At 61.1% G+C, this 16,293-nt stretch carries 12 protein-coding genes and 1 riboswitch; all 12 genes read left to right on the forward strand.

The window, feature by feature from the left end:
• Window positions 1-31: 31 nt before the first annotated feature.
• Window positions 32-2,374, forward strand: coding sequence for a sensor histidine kinase (locus ACYQ0G_RS01450; protein ID WP_460098522.1), 2,343 nt, complete (start codon window positions 32-34; stop codon window positions 2,372-2,374).
• On the forward strand, window positions 2,371-2,808 hold the full coding sequence (tsaE, locus tag ACYQ0G_RS01455; protein WP_460098524.1) for a tRNA (adenosine(37)-N6)-threonylcarbamoyltransferase complex ATPase subunit type 1 TsaE: 438 nt from the start codon (window positions 2,371-2,373) through the stop codon (window positions 2,806-2,808). The genes ACYQ0G_RS01450 and tsaE overlap by 4 nt, the downstream gene beginning before the upstream one ends.
• On the forward strand, window positions 2,805-3,794 hold the full coding sequence (locus tag ACYQ0G_RS01460; RefSeq protein ID WP_460098525.1) for an aminoglycoside phosphotransferase family protein: 990 nt from the start codon (window positions 2,805-2,807) through the stop codon (window positions 3,792-3,794). Before tsaE ends, ACYQ0G_RS01460 begins: the two co-directional genes overlap by 4 nt.
• The gene (locus ACYQ0G_RS01465; RefSeq protein WP_460098526.1) at window positions 3,791-4,513 is read left to right on the forward strand and encodes a nucleotidyltransferase family protein; all 723 of its coding nucleotides are present in this window, start codon (window positions 3,791-3,793) and stop codon (window positions 4,511-4,513) included. Before ACYQ0G_RS01460 ends, ACYQ0G_RS01465 begins: the two co-directional genes overlap by 4 nt.
• Window positions 4,506-7,523: a double-strand break repair protein AddB gene (gene addB / locus ACYQ0G_RS01470; RefSeq protein WP_460098527.1), complete on the forward strand. Its 3,018-nt coding sequence runs from the start codon at window positions 4,506-4,508 to the stop codon at window positions 7,521-7,523. Before ACYQ0G_RS01465 ends, addB begins: the two co-directional genes overlap by 8 nt.
• The gene (addA, locus tag ACYQ0G_RS01475; RefSeq protein ID WP_460098529.1) at window positions 7,520-11,002 is read left to right on the forward strand and encodes a double-strand break repair helicase AddA; all 3,483 of its coding nucleotides are present in this window, start codon (window positions 7,520-7,522) and stop codon (window positions 11,000-11,002) included. Before addB ends, addA begins: the two co-directional genes overlap by 4 nt.
• Before the next feature lie 54 nt (window positions 11,003-11,056).
• Complete coding sequence (gene trxA, locus ACYQ0G_RS01480; protein WP_460098531.1) at window positions 11,057-11,377, forward strand: thioredoxin; 321 nt, start codon at window positions 11,057-11,059, stop codon at window positions 11,375-11,377.
• A 67-nt stretch (window positions 11,378-11,444) separates the two neighbouring features.
• Window positions 11,445-12,233: a LysR substrate-binding domain-containing protein gene (locus ACYQ0G_RS01485; RefSeq protein ID WP_460098533.1), complete on the forward strand. Its 789-nt coding sequence runs from the start codon at window positions 11,445-11,447 to the stop codon at window positions 12,231-12,233.
• On the forward strand, window positions 12,226-12,765 hold the full coding sequence (locus ACYQ0G_RS01490; protein ID WP_460098535.1) for a GNAT family N-acetyltransferase: 540 nt from the start codon (window positions 12,226-12,228) through the stop codon (window positions 12,763-12,765). The genes ACYQ0G_RS01485 and ACYQ0G_RS01490 overlap by 8 nt, the downstream gene beginning before the upstream one ends.
• Before the next feature lie 25 nt (window positions 12,766-12,790).
• A riboswitch (cobalamin riboswitch) is annotated at window positions 12,791-12,992 on the forward strand.
• A 180-nt stretch (window positions 12,993-13,172) separates the two neighbouring features.
• On the forward strand, window positions 13,173-13,571 hold the full coding sequence (locus ACYQ0G_RS01495; protein ID WP_460098536.1) for an acyl-CoA thioesterase: 399 nt from the start codon (window positions 13,173-13,175) through the stop codon (window positions 13,569-13,571).
• Window positions 13,572-13,578: 7 nt separating this feature from the next.
• Window positions 13,579-13,770, forward strand: a complete 192-nt coding sequence (locus ACYQ0G_RS01500; RefSeq protein WP_460098538.1) for a DUF1289 domain-containing protein — start codon at window positions 13,579-13,581, stop codon at window positions 13,768-13,770.
• Between the two features lie 237 nt (window positions 13,771-14,007).
• Window positions 14,008-16,275 (forward strand): TonB-dependent receptor, encoded by a 2,268-nt coding sequence (locus ACYQ0G_RS01505; RefSeq protein ID WP_460098540.1) that lies wholly within the window; start codon window positions 14,008-14,010, stop codon window positions 16,273-16,275.
• Window positions 16,276-16,293: the final 18 nt, after the last annotated feature.

Raw genomic sequence — 16,293 nt, forward strand, 5'->3', positions numbered from 1 at the left:
TCCGGCCCGCTGGCGGCATAGCTGGCAATTGATGGAAATTTCGCCCGTATTTCTGCCTCTCATAGGTCTGCTGCTCGCATTGTGGACCGGGGCAGCGATATTCCTGATGATCAAGGCCAGTCGGCAAATTCGGAGCGCACGCGCGCATCGCAATGCCGCGCGCCGTTTGGCCCGCATGGTCGAAGACGGTCCAGCCATCGCCTTGCTGGTACGGGCCGATGGCCGGATCGAGGCTCCTGATCGGTTTGCACGCTGGATCGGGCTCGATACCGTGCCCGAATATCTCACCGAGCTTTCGAGAGCCGATGGCACTGGCCTTTCCGAAGAGCAGGTCGAAGAACTTTCGACCCATGTACGCCGCACCCAGAAGACCGCCCGCCCTTTCAAGATGGCGCTGCGTCCGGTCGGTTCGCGCAAATCTCTGTCCCTCCGGGGCGCTCTTGCAGATCCCATGGTTTCGCCGAGTGGCGCTGCGCTGATCTGGGCTTTCGACTTTACCGAAACCGAAGAAGAGCTTGCCAGGCTGGGCGAAGAGGCCGCGCGGGCGCGCGATGATTTCGCGGCGCTGGTAGGCCTGATCGAGGCTGCACCCATGCCGATGTGGTTCCGCGGATCAGATATGCATCTGCGGCTCGTCAACCGGGCGTATGTCGAAGCTGTCGGGGCTGAAAGCGCGGATCAGGTCGTGGCTGACCAGATCGAACTGGTCGAACAGATCGGCGGGCGAAGTGCGGCACAGGTCGCGCAGCAGGCGGCTGACCGCCGACAGCCGATCGAGCGTATTCTGTCGGCAACGATCAACAATGCGCGTCGCACTGTGCGCGTTACCGACCTTCCGTTGGTGGGTGAGGGCATCGCCGGCTATGCGATCGATATCGAGGAAATGGAAGAACAGGCGCGCGAATTCCGCGCCTTCCGCGAAGCGCAGCGCTCCATGCTCGACCAGTTGTCCATCGGCGTGGCGCAATTCGATTCGCGGCAAAGGATGACTTTCGCCAATCAGCCTTTCCACCGCACGTTTTCGCTGCCTCCGGGAGTGGTCGCGGAGCGTATCCGTTTCGAACAGATGCTGACGGTCGCGCGTGAAAACGGGAAAATACCCGAAGTGCGTGACTTTCCCAGCTGGCGCAAGGAATTGGGTGAGTGGTTTCAGAAAGACGAGCCTGAAGAGTTCAACTGGCCCCTGCCTGACGGCACTCATCTGCGGTTAGTTGCCCAGCCTCTCCCTGATGGTGGCCTCGTGATGATCGCTGAAGATCACACGGAACAACTCGCTCTTTCCGCCACCAGGGACACATTGCTACGCACGCGAACTGCAACGTTCGACAGTCTGTCCGAAGCGCTGGCAGTGTTTGCCCCCGATGGTCATTTGGAATTGTGGAACCGCGGTTTTCCGACCGCATGGGGTCTTGATGGCGAAGTCCTCGACGGACACGCCCAGGCAGAGGAGTTGCTGGGGAGTATAGCCGGCCAGCTCGCCGATCCTCAGGAGGTCGGCAAGATAGGCCAGACTATCCGTGCAGCCACGCTTGATCGCAAGCACAACCAGCATACGGTTGAGCTGTCTGATGGACGTACGCTGACCTACAGCGGCGTTCCGCTCCCCGATGGCAATGGTCTGCTGACCGTCCTCGATATAACCGCATCGCAACAGGCGGAGCAGGCGCTGCGCGAACGCAATCGGGCGCTGGAAGAAGCCGATGCGGTAATGACGCGCTTTCTCGCCAATATGTCGTATGAATTCAGGACGCCGCTGACCACTATCGGAGGCTTTGCGGAATTACTGACGCAAGGAGTTGCTGGCGAACTCTCCGCGCAGGCCCGCGATTATGTCGAAGCCATCACGACCTCGGTCGAAAAATTGACCGAGCAGGTGGAGAACGTACTCGACCTTTCACAGTCAGAAGCGGGGCTCATGCCGTTGCGCAAGACGAGGGTCGACGTGCTGCCATTCATCGAACAGATCGTGCGAAAGCGTGAGGAAGCGATCATCGACGCCGGGCTATCGCTGGATCTCAACGGCAATCCCCAGAAGTCGATCGAGGTGGACCGACAGCAATTGGAGCGTGCCATCGGCCAATTGCTCGACAACGCCATCAGTCACACACCCAGTGGCGGTAAGATTTTGATCGATATATCCAAGCGGCGGGGCGTGAATCGTATCTCTATTTCAGACAATGGAGAGGGCATGAGCGAGCACGAACTTACCCGGGCGCTTGAAGGCATCCGGATGAGCCATGATGGCAAGGGCATCGAAAGAAGACATGGGCTGGGAATACCGCTCGCCCGACAACTTATTGAAGCACACGGCGGTACGCTGGATTTTCAAAGCCGAAAGAACAGCGGAACGACGGCGACGATTACCCTGCCATGATAGTTGAACTCTCCGACCTTGGTGCCATGGAAGCTTACGGCGCGCGTATTGCAGCCCGGCTGCTGCCTGGAGATGTCGTCGCTTTATCGGGCGGTCTGGGTGCGGGCAAGACTACGCTGGCCCGCGCAATAATCGCTGCGCTCGGCCATTTGGGCGAAGTGCCATCACCTACTTTTACGATCGTCGAAACATATGAGCATCTGCGCGTTCCACTGGTGCACGCCGATTTTTACCGTCTCGACCATCCATCTGAAGCGCAGGAAATAGGCCTCGACGATTATCGCGAAGGTGCGGCATTACTAGCCGAGTGGCCAGGCCATGCAGGGGGCTTTGAACATGAGCCCACTTGCTTTGCAATTACGCTGGAAACGGTGGGAGAGGGGAGACAGGCCATTGTGAAGCCCGGCCAGGCTTGGCAAAGCCGTATCCCATGAGCGACGCCATTTTTGAAGACATCCAGAACTTCCTCGGTGCGACCCGCTGGGAAGGCTCCGAAATCGCCCCGCTAGTGGGCGATGCCAGTTTCCGCCGCTATTTCCGTATCCGCCGGGGAGGGCAAAGTGCAATGCTGATGCACGCTCCTCCGCCACACGAAGATCCGCGGCCCTTTCTGCATGTCGCCGAGTGGCTCAATGCCAACGGCCTGCGTGGTCCCGAAATCCTGCGCGAAGAGGCGGAAAAAGGCTGGGTGCTAACCGAAGATTTCGGCGATACGCGGATGAAGGAGTGGATCGACGATCATCCGGATGACGAGCACGATATCTATTCCAAGGCCATCGAAACGCTCGTTCGGCTTCACCAATTGCCGCCGGGCCCTTTCGAGCCGTACGACATGGCGGTGTACCAGCGCGAGGCGGCGCTGTTCCTCGAATGGTATTGTCTCACCGCCGGGCTAAATGTCGATGAAGCGGGATGGACGGCCGCATGGGAAGAGGCGCTCACCCCGCTAATGCCTCGTCAGGAGCCAGGGGTTACGGTCCTGCGCGATTATCATGCGGAAAATATCATGCTGCTCGAAGAAGGTTCGCTGGGCGGCGAGCAGGGACTGATCGACTTTCAGGATGCTCTCGTTGGCCACCCTGCCTACGATCTTGTCAGCTTGCTTCAGGACGCGCGGCGCGATGTCTCCGCCCAGCTGGAACACGACATGCTGTGCCGTTACCGCGCAGCTGCCGATCCGGGAGACCACTTTGAAGCCGATTATGCGCGGTTGGGGGCTCAGCGAAATGCGAAGATAATCGGAATCTTCACTCGCCTTTACAAGCGGGACGGCAAACCGCGCTATCTCCGCATGATCCCCCGAGTGTGGCAAGCGATGGAGCGCGATCTGGCCCACGAAGCGATGGCCCCGGTCGCCACATGGTTCGATGCGAATATTCCGCAGGAACTGCGCGATGCCTATGGTGGAGAGATCTCGTGACCAAGCTCGTCTCCGATACCGCCATGCTGATGGCTGCCGGCCTGGGCAAGCGCATGCGCCCGCTCACCGCCACCACGCCGAAACCGCTGGTACGCGTGCTTGGCAAACCACTGATCGATCGCGCGCTCGATCGCGTGGAAGACGCCGGCATCGAAAAGGCGGTGGTCAATGTCCACTATCTAGCCGAATCCATCGAAGCGCATCTCGGTCCACGCAAATGCCCTGCGGTTCAATTTTCCGACGAGCGCGAAGAACTGCTTGAAACGGGCGGCGGCATGGTCAAGGCAAGGGCTGCAGATTTGCTGCCCGACCCGTTCTTCGCCTGCAATGCCGACAGCATCTGGCTCGACGGACCGCGGAACGCCTTCGAAGAACTTTCGGACGCTTGGGATCCGGAGCGTATGGATGCTTTGCTGCTGGTGGTGACCCATGCAAGGGCACGCAATTTCGATGGCTCAGGCGATTTCTACATGGATGGCTTGGGCAAACTCACCCGCAAGCTGCCCGGCCGTATAGCCCCATTCATATATACCGGCGTTCAACTGGTTTCGCATCGCCTGTTGCGTGATGCGCCGGCAGGCAAGTTCTCTACGAACATCCTGTGGGACCGGGCGATCGAGGAAGGGCGCCTGTTCGGAATCGCCTTTACCGGTACGTGGTACGAGGTCGGCACACCGCAGCATATACGCCCGACGGAAGAGGCGCTGACGGGTGGCTGACGCACGAGGCGGGCCGCAAGTCTATTCCATCGCCGCCCACAGAGGCTTCGCTGACGCGCTCGTTGCCGGACTGGTACCGCGCTACGGAGATGGCGAGCTTGGCCTGGCGCGCCTGACCTTGCTGCTGCCAAGTTCGCGGGCCCGCCGTACTGTTTCGGAAGCATTTATCCGCCATGCGGGGAGCGAGGGACGGGCTGGCCTGCTGATGCCCCGGATGGCGGTGGTGGGTGACCTCGATCTGGACGAGGCGCTTGGTCCGTTGCTCGATCCTCTCGGGGCGAGCGAGATCAAACCCTCCATCGATCCGCAGCGGCGAATGTTCGCACTTGCGCGATTGATAGCCGAGCAAATGGGCGGAGACGCTCCTAAAGGCGCCACGCTTCTCAGGCTGGCTCGCGAGACGGGCGCAACGATGGATCGCCTGCTAGTCGAGGATATCGGTCCGGAACAACTGCTCGACGAAAAGGTGGTCGACATTTTTCCTGACCTTTCGGCGCATTGGCAGGACACCATCCGTCTATTTGCCAATGTCCAGGTCAAATGGCTCGCCTGGTTGGGCGATAATGGAATGCTGGACGCTGCTGCACGCCGCAACCGCCTGTTCGACAAAGCGCGCGAGACGTGGCTGGCCATTCCACCTTCGACCCCAATTGTGGCAGCTGGGGTTACCAGTGCTGCCCCCGCGCTAGCCAAGTTGTTGCGCGTTGTCAGCGAATTCCCGCAAGGTGCTGTGATCCTTCCCGATTTCGATCTGACGATGGATAGCCAGGTGTGGAACGAGCTCGGCCGGGCAGGCGCTGCGCCCACGCCAGTTGATTCCGCTTTTGCGCGGAATGATGCGGTCACGCATCCGCAATATCACCTCAAACTTCTCCTCAACCGCATGGGCGTCGCCCGCGAAGAGGTCCAGCAATGGCACCGCAAAGGCATGACTGCTGCACCGCCTGAACGCAGCCATGCCATTTCCGCGCTGTTCCTGCCGCCAGAGGCCAGCAAGGTCTGGGTCGATCTGCCGCCTGAGAAGAGGCGCCTCTCCGGTGTTCGAATAATGGAAGCGTCGAATCCGGAAGAGGAAGCGCAGGCCATCGCACTGCTGGTACGCGAAGCCTTGGCGGAACCTGAAAAGCGGGTCGCTGTCATTACCCCGGACCGCCCGCTTGCGCGGCGGGTCGTCCACCATCTGGCGCGGTGGAACATTGTCGCGGACGATTCTGCTGGTCGCCCGCTTTCTCACACTGCCGCCGGGCGGGCCTTCCTCCTCGCTGCGGAAGTCATGGCCGAAGGGGCGAGGGCGGTGCCGCTGATGGCGCTCCTAGGCCACCCGCTCGTGAACGGCGGCATGGATCGCGGGCGCTGGTTGCGGCTCTTGCGCAAGCTCGAACGCGAATTGCGCGGGCCCCGCCTTTCACCAGGGCTAGAGCCTGCAAGGGCGGAGGTCGCACGGCTTGCTGAAAAACAGCCCGATATGGCCGAGTGGTGGACCACAGTCGAAATTCATGTTTCTCCCTTGGTCGATATCGATCGGGACGCTTCCGCCGGTCTTGCTGACCTTATCGATATTTTGGCAGCGAGCGCGGAAGCGCTATGTGGCGAAAAGCTGTGGTCCCAGGAAGACGGACGAACGCTCGCCGGTTTCGTAGAGGAATTTCGCCTGCATGCCCGTGAGTCGGATTTCCAGATAGCCCCCCGCGATGTTGCAGCCGTGCTTGGTGACGCCATGGAAGAGCGCGCTGTTCGGCCACCGTATGGGGGGCATGCGCGCGTGCAGGTGCTCGGCTTGCTTGAAGCGCGGATGAATAGAGCGGATCTCGTGATTTGTGCTGGCCTCAACGAAGGGACGTGGCCCGCGCGGGGAAGCGTAGATGCCCTGCTTGCGCCGCCGGTCCTTCGCGCCCTAGGTGTGCCGGGCGGGGATTTCCGTATCGGTCTGTCGGCGCACGATCTGGCAGGTGCGATGGGTGCGCCCGAAGTCGTTCTCAGCCGTAGCGAACGGGACGAGGGTGGACCGGCAATTCCAAGTCGCTTTCTCCTGCGCGTCCAGGCCCTGCTAAGCGACCTGCTTCCCAATTACGAAGATCATGAGGCCATCGCGCTTGCGAGTGCCATGACCCGCGCGGAACCAGCCCCAGACTATCCGCGACCTGCTCCCGTGCCGCGAGCCGAGCAGCGCGATGTCGATATTTCCGCTACCACGCTCGACCGTTTATTGGGCGATCCGTACCAGTTTTTCGCCCAGAAGATCATGGGCCTGTCCGATCTCGATGCGCTGGACGCAGACCCTGACGCACTGTGGCAAGGCAATGTCGCGCACGAGATACTCGAGCGCTGGCATATTGCGCGCAGGGCAGACCCCGCGGCACCTATCGCGCCGATTATGGAACAGGTTCTGGTTGAGCAAAATGCCGACCCGCTCATTCGGGGCTTGTGGCAGCCGCGCCTGCAGAAGGCGCTGGAATGGGTAGAGGACACTGTCTCTGCCTATGATGGGCGGGACATTATCGCAGTCGAAGCCAAGGGCGGGATGCAGTTTGACGGGGTGTTTGTTCACGGACGGGCCGATCGACTCGACCGGCTATCGGACGGCAGTCTGGCCATTGTGGACTACAAAACCGGCAAGCCTCCCAGCGCCGCAATGGTAGAAGAGGGCTTTGCGCTTCAGCTCGGTATCTTGGGCCTGATCGCTGAAGATGGAGGCTTTAAAGGTATTACCGGCGAACCCGGCGGGTATGAATACTGGTCCTTGGGCCGTGCCAAGGACGAGAACCCGCATGGCTTCGGCTATATCGACGTGCCGCTGAAAGTCGGTGCCAAGCGAAGCGGGATCGATCCAGAAGAATTCCTTCCGCTCACCCGCAGCAAACTGAGCGAGGCCATCGGGAAATATATCAAGGGCGACGCCCCGTTCACTGCGCGAGAAAACCCGAACTATCCCACCTACGATACGTATGACCAATTGATGCGCCTGGAGGAATGGCTACCGCGTCAGGGTGACGGGGAATCGCAGGCATGAGCGGCAAGGTCTATCCTCTCAAGGATACGCAGGCAGACAGCGTCAATCCCAAGGAGAGCGTGTGGCTTTCTGCCAGTGCCGGGACGGGCAAAACGCAGGTGCTCTCAGCCCGCGTGTTGAGGCTGTTGCTCGAGCCGAATGCTGATCCCTCTCAGATCCTTTGCCTGACCTTCACCAAAGCCGGCGCCGCCGAAATGGCGGTCCGCGTCAATTCGGTCCTTGCACGGTGGGTGCGGATGGATGCCGGACAGCTGGCGACCGAGTTGGCACATCTCGGCGCGCCGATCGATCCCGAAGCACAGTCGCGCGCCCGGTCGCTTTTCGCACGCGTCCTGGACTGTCCAGGAGGGGGCCTGCGCATCGACACCATTCATGCGTTTGCCCAGTATCTGCTTGCCGCCTTTCCCAGCGAGGCAGGGGTGCTCCCGGGCAGCCAGCCTATGGAAGATCGCGACCGCGACCTGCTGAGCCGGGATGTGCTTTCCAATTTGCTGGCCGATGGTGATCTAAGCATCCGCGATGCCGTTGAGGAGATGAGCCGGCGCAAGGGTCCCGATGCCGTACTCGGCTGGCTGATGCGGTGTGCACGTCACAAGGACCTGTGGGACCAACCTGGCTGGCAGCATTCATTGCGCGATCCGGTGCGTCGCCTGCTCGGCATTCCCGTGGATGCGGACGAGAAATGGGTGGCCGAAGGCTGCTCGGATGCGAACTTTCCGGTTCAAACGCTGCGCGCCATGCTGCCTGCCTTCGATGGATGGAATACCAAGTCGGCTGAAACCAGCAGAGGGTTTATCCAGCAATGGCTGGCGTTGGATCCGAAGGCGCGTCTCGCCGAACTCGATGGGTTCTGTCAGCGTAACTGCATCCTCAAGAAGGATGGCGACCCGACTTCGATGAAGGGGGCGGAGAAGAACGATCCCGATTTCCCTCGTAAACAGGAGGAAATTGCCGAGGCGGTCGCCGCGGTAAAGGAACGGCGTAAGCTTCTCGCCCTGGCTGGTTTCCTTGCTCCGCAGCTGGAGGCGGGTCGGGCCTTTGCATTGCGGTGGGAAGAAGCCAAGGCGCGCGAAGGTCTCGTTGATTTCGATGATCTCATACACCGAGCTGCGCGTTTGTTGTCATCGAGCCAGATGGCGGACTGGATACGCTACAAGCTCGATCGCAGTTTCGATCACATACTGGTCGACGAAGCGCAGGATACGAACAAGGCGCAGTGGGCCATCGTGAAAGCGCTAACCGACGATTATTTCGACGGGCTGGGAGCGCGGGGCGATGCGGTGCGCACCATTTTTACCGTCGGCGATTACAAGCAGGCGATCTTCGGTTTCCAGGGCACAAGCCCGGAGAACTTCCGCGAAGCCCGCGACTATTTTCGAGACAAGATGGATGCGGCAGCGTCGACAGCCGCGGAAAGCAGATCGATCGGCAAGGCAGGCCGGCTGGAAGAGTACGATCTCGGGCGCAGTTTCCGCACCAACCAGACTGTCCTTGGTTTTGTCGACCGCGCGATGGAAAGCATTGGTCATGAGGGCTTCGGTCTTGAAGAACCATCACCTCCGCATGTGGGCGCAGATGCGCCAGGGATTGTGACCCTCTGGAAGGAGGTCCGAATCGTCGAGGGGGGTCAAGACGAGGCGAGCGAAGAAAATGGCTGGTTAGCGCGTCACGACCGTCTGATGGCGGACAAGATCGCGCAGCAGGTTGCAGAATGGCTCGATCCGGCGGGTGAAGGCTTTACGCTGGTCAAGGGTGGCGCGCGCCGCGCGGAGGCCGGCGATGTCATGGTGCTGGTGCAAAAGCGGCGCGAGCTCGCTTCGCTGATCGTGGCGCGACTCTATGCGCATGGCGTTCCGGTCGCTGGCGTCGACAGGCTTCGGCTGGGTAACCCGCTGGCGGTCAAGGACCTCATGGCTGCGATCCGCTTCGCCGCGCAACCACTCGATGACCTGACGCTTGCGAGCCTGCTAGTCTCGCCATTGTTTGGCTGGAGCCAAGAGGAACTGCTCGAATTCGGATGGCGCGCGAAGGGCATCCGCCTATGGGAACATTTACGTGCTTCGGACCATCCGCGTGTCGCTGAAACGGTGAACGGCCTGCGCGAAATCCTCCGCCGGGCGGATTTCGACAGCCCGCAGCAACTGCTTCACTACATTCTCGTTGGACCGATGGATGGGCGCCGGAAACTCGTGGCGCGACTTGGGCGGGAGGCGAACGATCCGATCGACGAACTCCTCAACGCCGCCAACGCTTATGCCTCGACCCATGTGGCGAGCTTGCAGGGCTTTATCCGCTGGTTCGATGCGGGTGATGGCGAACTGAAGCGTGAGGCAGGTGAGGGCGGAGATCAGGTCCGTGTGATGACGGTTCACGGCTCTAAGGGGTTGCAAGCACCGATCGTGATCCTGGCGGATGCTGCGATCCGGCCCGACGCCTCCGGCGACCTGGCACTTGAAGAAACGCCGCTGGGGGCTCTGGAAAGCAACATCGTCCCGCTGCCACCGCTGACCAAGGAAGAAAAGGTCGGGCCGGTGAAGGTCGTCGAAGAGATGAGCAAATTACGCGCCATGCAGGAGCACTGGCGGCTGCTCTATGTCGCAATGACCCGCGCCGAGGAGGCACTTTTTATTGGTGGTTCGCTCGGCCCGCGTGACGCGAAGAACGGCCCGCATGAGGATAGCTGGTACGCAAGGCTGCTAGCCCTGTTCGACGAAGGGGAGGCGGTCGAGGACCCGATCTGGGGCGCGCGTTGGGAAACAGGTGAACGCGCGCCTTCGGTACCGGCATCGACCAAGGGAGCGCAGCCGCAGACGATCGAACTTCCTCTTTGGGCCAAGCAGGCTGTAGGTCCCGAACCGCGGCCTCCGCGTCCATTGGCGCCGTCGGGTTTGGGCGAAGTGGAGGGGAGCGATCCGCCGCTCCAACACGATGTTGCGGCTGGAGCCGCGCGGCGCGGCGTGCTGATCCATGCGTTGCTCGAACGATTGCCGGAGCTGGCGGATGACCGGCGCGAGGACGCGGCACGAATCTGGCTGGCGCAGCAAGCGGCTGACCTTTCCAGCGAAGAGCGCGAGGACATGCTGGCGCGTGCCTTGGCTGTGCTCGCCGAGCCCCGCTTTGCCGATATCTTCGCCCCGGGCGCGCTGGCGGAAATCCCGCTTGCCGCAACAGTAGAGGGACAGGTAGTCATGGGGACCGCCGACCGACTTCTCGTCACGCCGGAAAAGGTGACCGTCGTCGATTTCAAGACCGCGCGCCGCCCGCCGAGTTCGCTGGAAGAAGTTCCCGATACAACGCTGCGGCAGATGACGGCCTATGTCGCTGCACTGGAAGTAATCTACCCCGGTCGCTCGGTCGATGCCGCCGTGCTCTATACGCAGACGCCCCAGCTCATCGCCTTGCCTCAGTCAGCTCTCGCGCCATACAAGGCCGCATTTGCGGATCGGCAGGAAAGCTTTCCAGCGATGGCCGTTGAGTAATCACCACACGCGCCCATATGGGCTGCCAAGATATTTGATTTCAGGAGTATTCCCATGGCCACCATCACCGTCACCGACGAAGGATTCCAGAAAGACGTTCTGGATAGCGACAAGCCCGTTCTCGTGGATTTCTGGGCAGAATGGTGCGGACCCTGCAAGATGATCGCTCCCGCTCTGGAGGAATTGAGCGAGGAAATGGCCGATCAGGTGACCATCGCCAAGATGGACATTATGGAAAACACCGGCGTTCCGGGCCAGATGGGCGTCCAGTCCATTCCCTACCTCGTGCTTTTCAAGAATGGCGAACCCGCTGCACAGATGCGTGGTGCTGCGCCCAAGGGCCAGCTCAAGCAGTGGCTTGAAGGCGCACTTTAAGCCCTGAAGCCATATCCTCGCGCCGCGAACTTGTCTTGCGGCGCGACCTTGCTAAACGCGTGAGACCATGAAGCGCACGCACCTGCCCCTGAACGCCCTTCGCGTCTATGACGCTGCGGCCCGACACCTCAGTTTTACCCGCGCCGCGGATGAACTGGCGGTGACACCGGCTGCGGTCGGCCAGCAGATCCGCGCGCTTGAAGACCATCTCGGCACGGTCTTGTTCCGCCGAACCAGCAAGGGGCTGGAACTGACCCAGGAAGGGTCAGCCGGTTTGGATTCCCTTCGCGAAGGCTTCCTCAAGTTCGAGGAAAGCGTGTCTGCCATGCAGGCAGGCCAGGCAAGCGACAACTATACCATCGCCTGTCCACGCGAATTTTACGCGCAATGGCTCGCGCCCCGGCTGGCAGATTTCTCCAAAGAAAATCCCGACGTCAAATTCTCGTTCGTCGCTGATGAGAACGCGGATTTCACCGAAGCCAACCTCGACTGCGCCATCAGGCTGGTCGATGGCCCGGGTGATTTACAGGGTATAGAACTTGCCGCCGCGCGCCGGGTAACGGTTGCTGCGCCAAACGCACCCGATCGCTGGATCGATTGGGGGCTACCGTTGCAAGACGGCGTGCAGGCTCACGTCACTGTAAGCAATGCGGGGCAGGCTCTGTCGGGTGCGATGGCAGGGTTGGGCATGGCAATCCTGCCCGAACTGCTTGCCAAGGAGGCGATCGAGGCTGGCCGTCTCGAAGTGCTCGACGGTCCGGAAACGGGCACGCGGGCCTATTGGCTTGTCGCGCCGACGCCGCAATGGCGAACGAAGAAGGTGCGCACGCTCGTCGATTTCTTGTCGGGTGAATGACGTTCCGGTCCTGCGGACGGAGCGGTTTACGCTGCGTCCACTGGAACCAGCCGATGCGGCGGCCCTTTTCCCGACATTCGCCGAAGACGCGCAGTGCCGCTTCCTCACGCGACCCGCATTCGGTAGCGAGGAAGAACTGTGGGGCTGGCTTGCCGACCCGGATTGGAACGGACGTACCTGGATCGCCGAAGATGACCGCAAAACTGTGGCGGGCCGCTTCGTGGCCATCCCAGGGCATGAAGATGGCATAGAGGAAATCGGTTATGTTACCTGCGCTCATCGTCAGGGCGATGGTGTAGCCTACGAATGCACCTGCGCCCTGGTACGGCATCTGATCGATAACGAAGGCAGACGTAAGCTCACTGCCGAGGTCGACATGGAGAACATTCCATCGATCCGTCTACTTGAGCGCCTCGGCTTCACACGAGAGGCCGTATTCCGCGAGCATGAAACCACTCACAAGGGCCTGTGCGATGTCGCGATTTACGGGCTGCTTGCATCCGATCCGCAACCACATCCCATTCGAACCTGATCTTGACCCGGTGGGACGGGTGGCTCATGCGCCGCGTGTCGAAGGTTCTCCGGGGCGGCTTGCCGAACCGGAGCTAAGACGGGAAGCCGGTGTGAAACCGGCGCTGCCCCCGCAACTGTAAGCGGCGAGCGGCGGTCCACTCATGTCACTGCGGCCATGGCTGCGGGAAGACGGACCGATCGCACCGACCCGCGAGCCAGGAGACCTGCCTTTGGCGCGATAACGTCCACCGGCGGGGTGTCCGGTTCGGTTGCTTGCGGCAGATCACGGGCCGGACATTGGGTCCGCGAACCCGCAGCCATGACCAGCTGTACCCAGAGCTCCCCGCCTGCTTCTTCGGGGAAGATAATGATGATTACACATTCGAATGACGGTCCATCGACCTGTGATGACGGAGGCCCGGCGCTATGAGCGAAGAAACGATGCCCACTGGCGAGGCCGCGATCCGTGTTACAGCCGTTCCGGCGGACGCCAATGTTTACGGAGACATTTTCGGAGGCTGGCTGATGGCGCAGATGGATCTGGCCGCCTCCGCCATCGCATCGCGCCATTCGGGCGGGAGGGCAGTGACGATCGCCGTCGATGGCATGACCTTCCACCGCCCGGTGTTCGTGGGGGATGAGGTGTCGGTCTATGCTACACTCGAGGAAGTGGGGCGGACTTCAATGAAGGTCGCGGTTGCTACCTGGCGGCGGGACAGGCATTCCGAAGAGGCAAATCTGGTGACCAAGGCTCGCTTTACCTTCGTGGCTATTGGTCAGGACCGCCGGCCGCGTTCGGTAAAGCCGCTCGCTATAATTGCGTGAGATAGAAATGACGGAACCGGTCGCATCCCCCTGTATCAATATATGTCGGCTCGATCCGGCGGGAGAATGGTGCATGGGTTGCGGCCGGAGCCTTTCGGAGATTGCAGCTTGGGGAGCCGCGTCCGATGCAGAGCGACGTTTAGTCGTAGAGCGGGCACGACGGCGCTTGGATGTCTCAGAATCGTCCCAATACAGCTGAAAATAGCGCTTTCGGATAACCACGCGCACGTTGGGTTTGCCAGGGCTCGAAGTCTCGAGACACCCTCCGCGAAAACCCCACTTTAATCAGAAGTTGGCCGGACCCTCAGGTTTCCAAGGCAGGTTTGCAATGCTTGTGCTCATGAAAATGGCATGAGTTTGAAAAACACCTTGTAATAATGCTAATCATTCGCAATAGCGCGCTCCGACATCAATGGAGGGCAAGTTGCCAAATAACATGAACAAGAGCAGGGCAGGTACAACCGCGGCATCAACACTGCTGGCAGGTGCGTTCGGCGCGGCATTCCTGCCGACCGTCGCCGTTGCGGAGGAAGTCTCCGAGACGCAGCCGCAGGGTGAGATCGTTGTCACGGGCCAACGCCCGGACGTGAACGTGAATGCCGAAGAATCGCCGTACAAGATCGATCGTTCGACCGATCGCAAATTCACCGACGACGTTCTCGATACGCCGAAATCGCAGACGATCATTCCCAAGGAAGTGATCGAGGATATCGGCGCCAATAGCTTCCGCGAGATCGTCCGCAGCACGCCGGGCGTGACGCTTGGCACGGGCGAGGGCGGCAACGCGTTCGGCGACCGCATCTTCATCCGCGGCTTTGAAGCACGCAATGACGTCTACATCGACGGCCTGCGCGATCCGGGCGTAACCAGCCGCGAGATTTTCGCGGTGGAGCAGGTCGAGGTCGTAAAAGGCCCGAGCGCCATTTACGGCGGTCGCGGCACCACCGGCGGTCTCGTCAGCCTTCAGTCGAAAAAGCCGCAATTTGATAATGATTTCGCCGTCATCGAAGGCGGTATCGGCACCGAAAACTATTACCGCGGCACGATCGACGCGAACTATCAGCTCGGTGAAGCCGTGGCCCTGCGCGTAAACGGTCTTTACCACGATGCCGATACGCCCGGCCGCGATTACGTCGAAAGCGAGCGCTATGGCGGCACGGCTGCCATCACGCTGCGCCCCACCGATACGCTCGCTATTTCGACCGATTACTATTACTACCGCCTCGATGGCGTGCCCGATTATGGCCACCCCTTCGATGCTACGACGCAAGAGCCCTATCTCGTCGACAGGGATAATTTCTACGGTGTGGTCGGCCGCGATTTCATCAAGAACGGGGCCGACATCGGCACCGCGCAGATCGACTGGTCCCCGACGCCGGGGCTGAGCTTCCACTCGGTCACCCGCTATGGCGAAACCTACAATCGCTATGCCGTGAGCGAACCGTCGCTTTGCGTGTTCGAGCGCGATGCGCAGGGCAACTGCCCACGTGGCGGCGGGACACCTGTGCCCGAAAGCGAATATACCGTCAGCCCGGCGATGAAGAGCAGCTGGCGCGACAACAGCTACTGGGCCAACAGCACCTATGCCTTGGCTGAAACGCAGACCGGCGGGATCGGCCATGAAATCGTCCTTGGTGGCGATTTCAGCGAGGAGACGATCGATTCCTATCCGCTCGACGTGCCCACGACAGTGGAGGATGCTGAGGGCAACATCATCTCGGTGCCCGGCGGGCTGATCTACGACCTGTTCGATCCCGATCCGGTGCTTGGCTATGACGTGCCCATTGGCCCCAATCGCAGCAACGGCCCGACGACGACCACGGCGCGCAACTTTGCGGGCTATCTGCTCGACACGATCCGCTTCTCCGAGGCATTCCGCATCGTGCTGGGCGGCCGGATCGACACGTTCGACGTGGATTATGCCAGCCCGACCTCCACGCTCAACTATTCGAAGGACTTCTTCAACTGGCAGGCCTCCGCGGTCTACAAGCCGTCGCCCAAGGCCACGCTTTATGCCAGCTACGCCACCAGCTCCAATCCCAGCGGCGAACAGCTGGACGGCAATGGCGCCTCCTATGACGGCATTTCGGAGCAGACGATCGACTTTCAGCCCGAAGAGAACACTTCGATGGAAATCGGCGGCAAGCTGGAACTGTTCGGCGGCAATCTGCTGCTGACTTCGGCGCTGTTCCGCATCGAGAAGGACAATGCCCGCGAATCCGGTGGCCGGGGCCAGCCCTATACCAATGTCGGCACGCTGCGTTCGCAGGGGGTGGAGCTGGGCTTCAGCGGCACGGTGGCCGACCGGATCAAACTGTTCGGCGGCTATACCTACACCGATGCGGAGATCACCGCTTCGGCCAATCCGGACAACGTCGGGCGCCGCTTCGCCAACATCCCCGAGCATACCGCACAGCTCCTCGCCACGGTGCTGGTCACCAGTCGCTTGGAAGTGGGCGGCCAGGTGTATTATCAGGACGAGATGTTCGGCGGTTCGCAGCTGGCCGGCACGGCCCGCGTGCCCGGCTATGCCCGCTTCGACGCCGTTGCGCGCTACCGCGTCAACGACGTGTTCGAGGCGCGGGTCAATGTGCTCAATGTGACGGACGAGCGCTATTACGACGCGATCTACCGTTCGGGTTCGCCCTTCAGCTACATCGCGCCGGGCCGTTCGGCCTTCTTCACCCTGACGGCGACGCTGTAATCGGCTAACGGGAGCAGG

It is taken from the genome of Qipengyuania triglochinis (genome assembly GCF_054655615.1).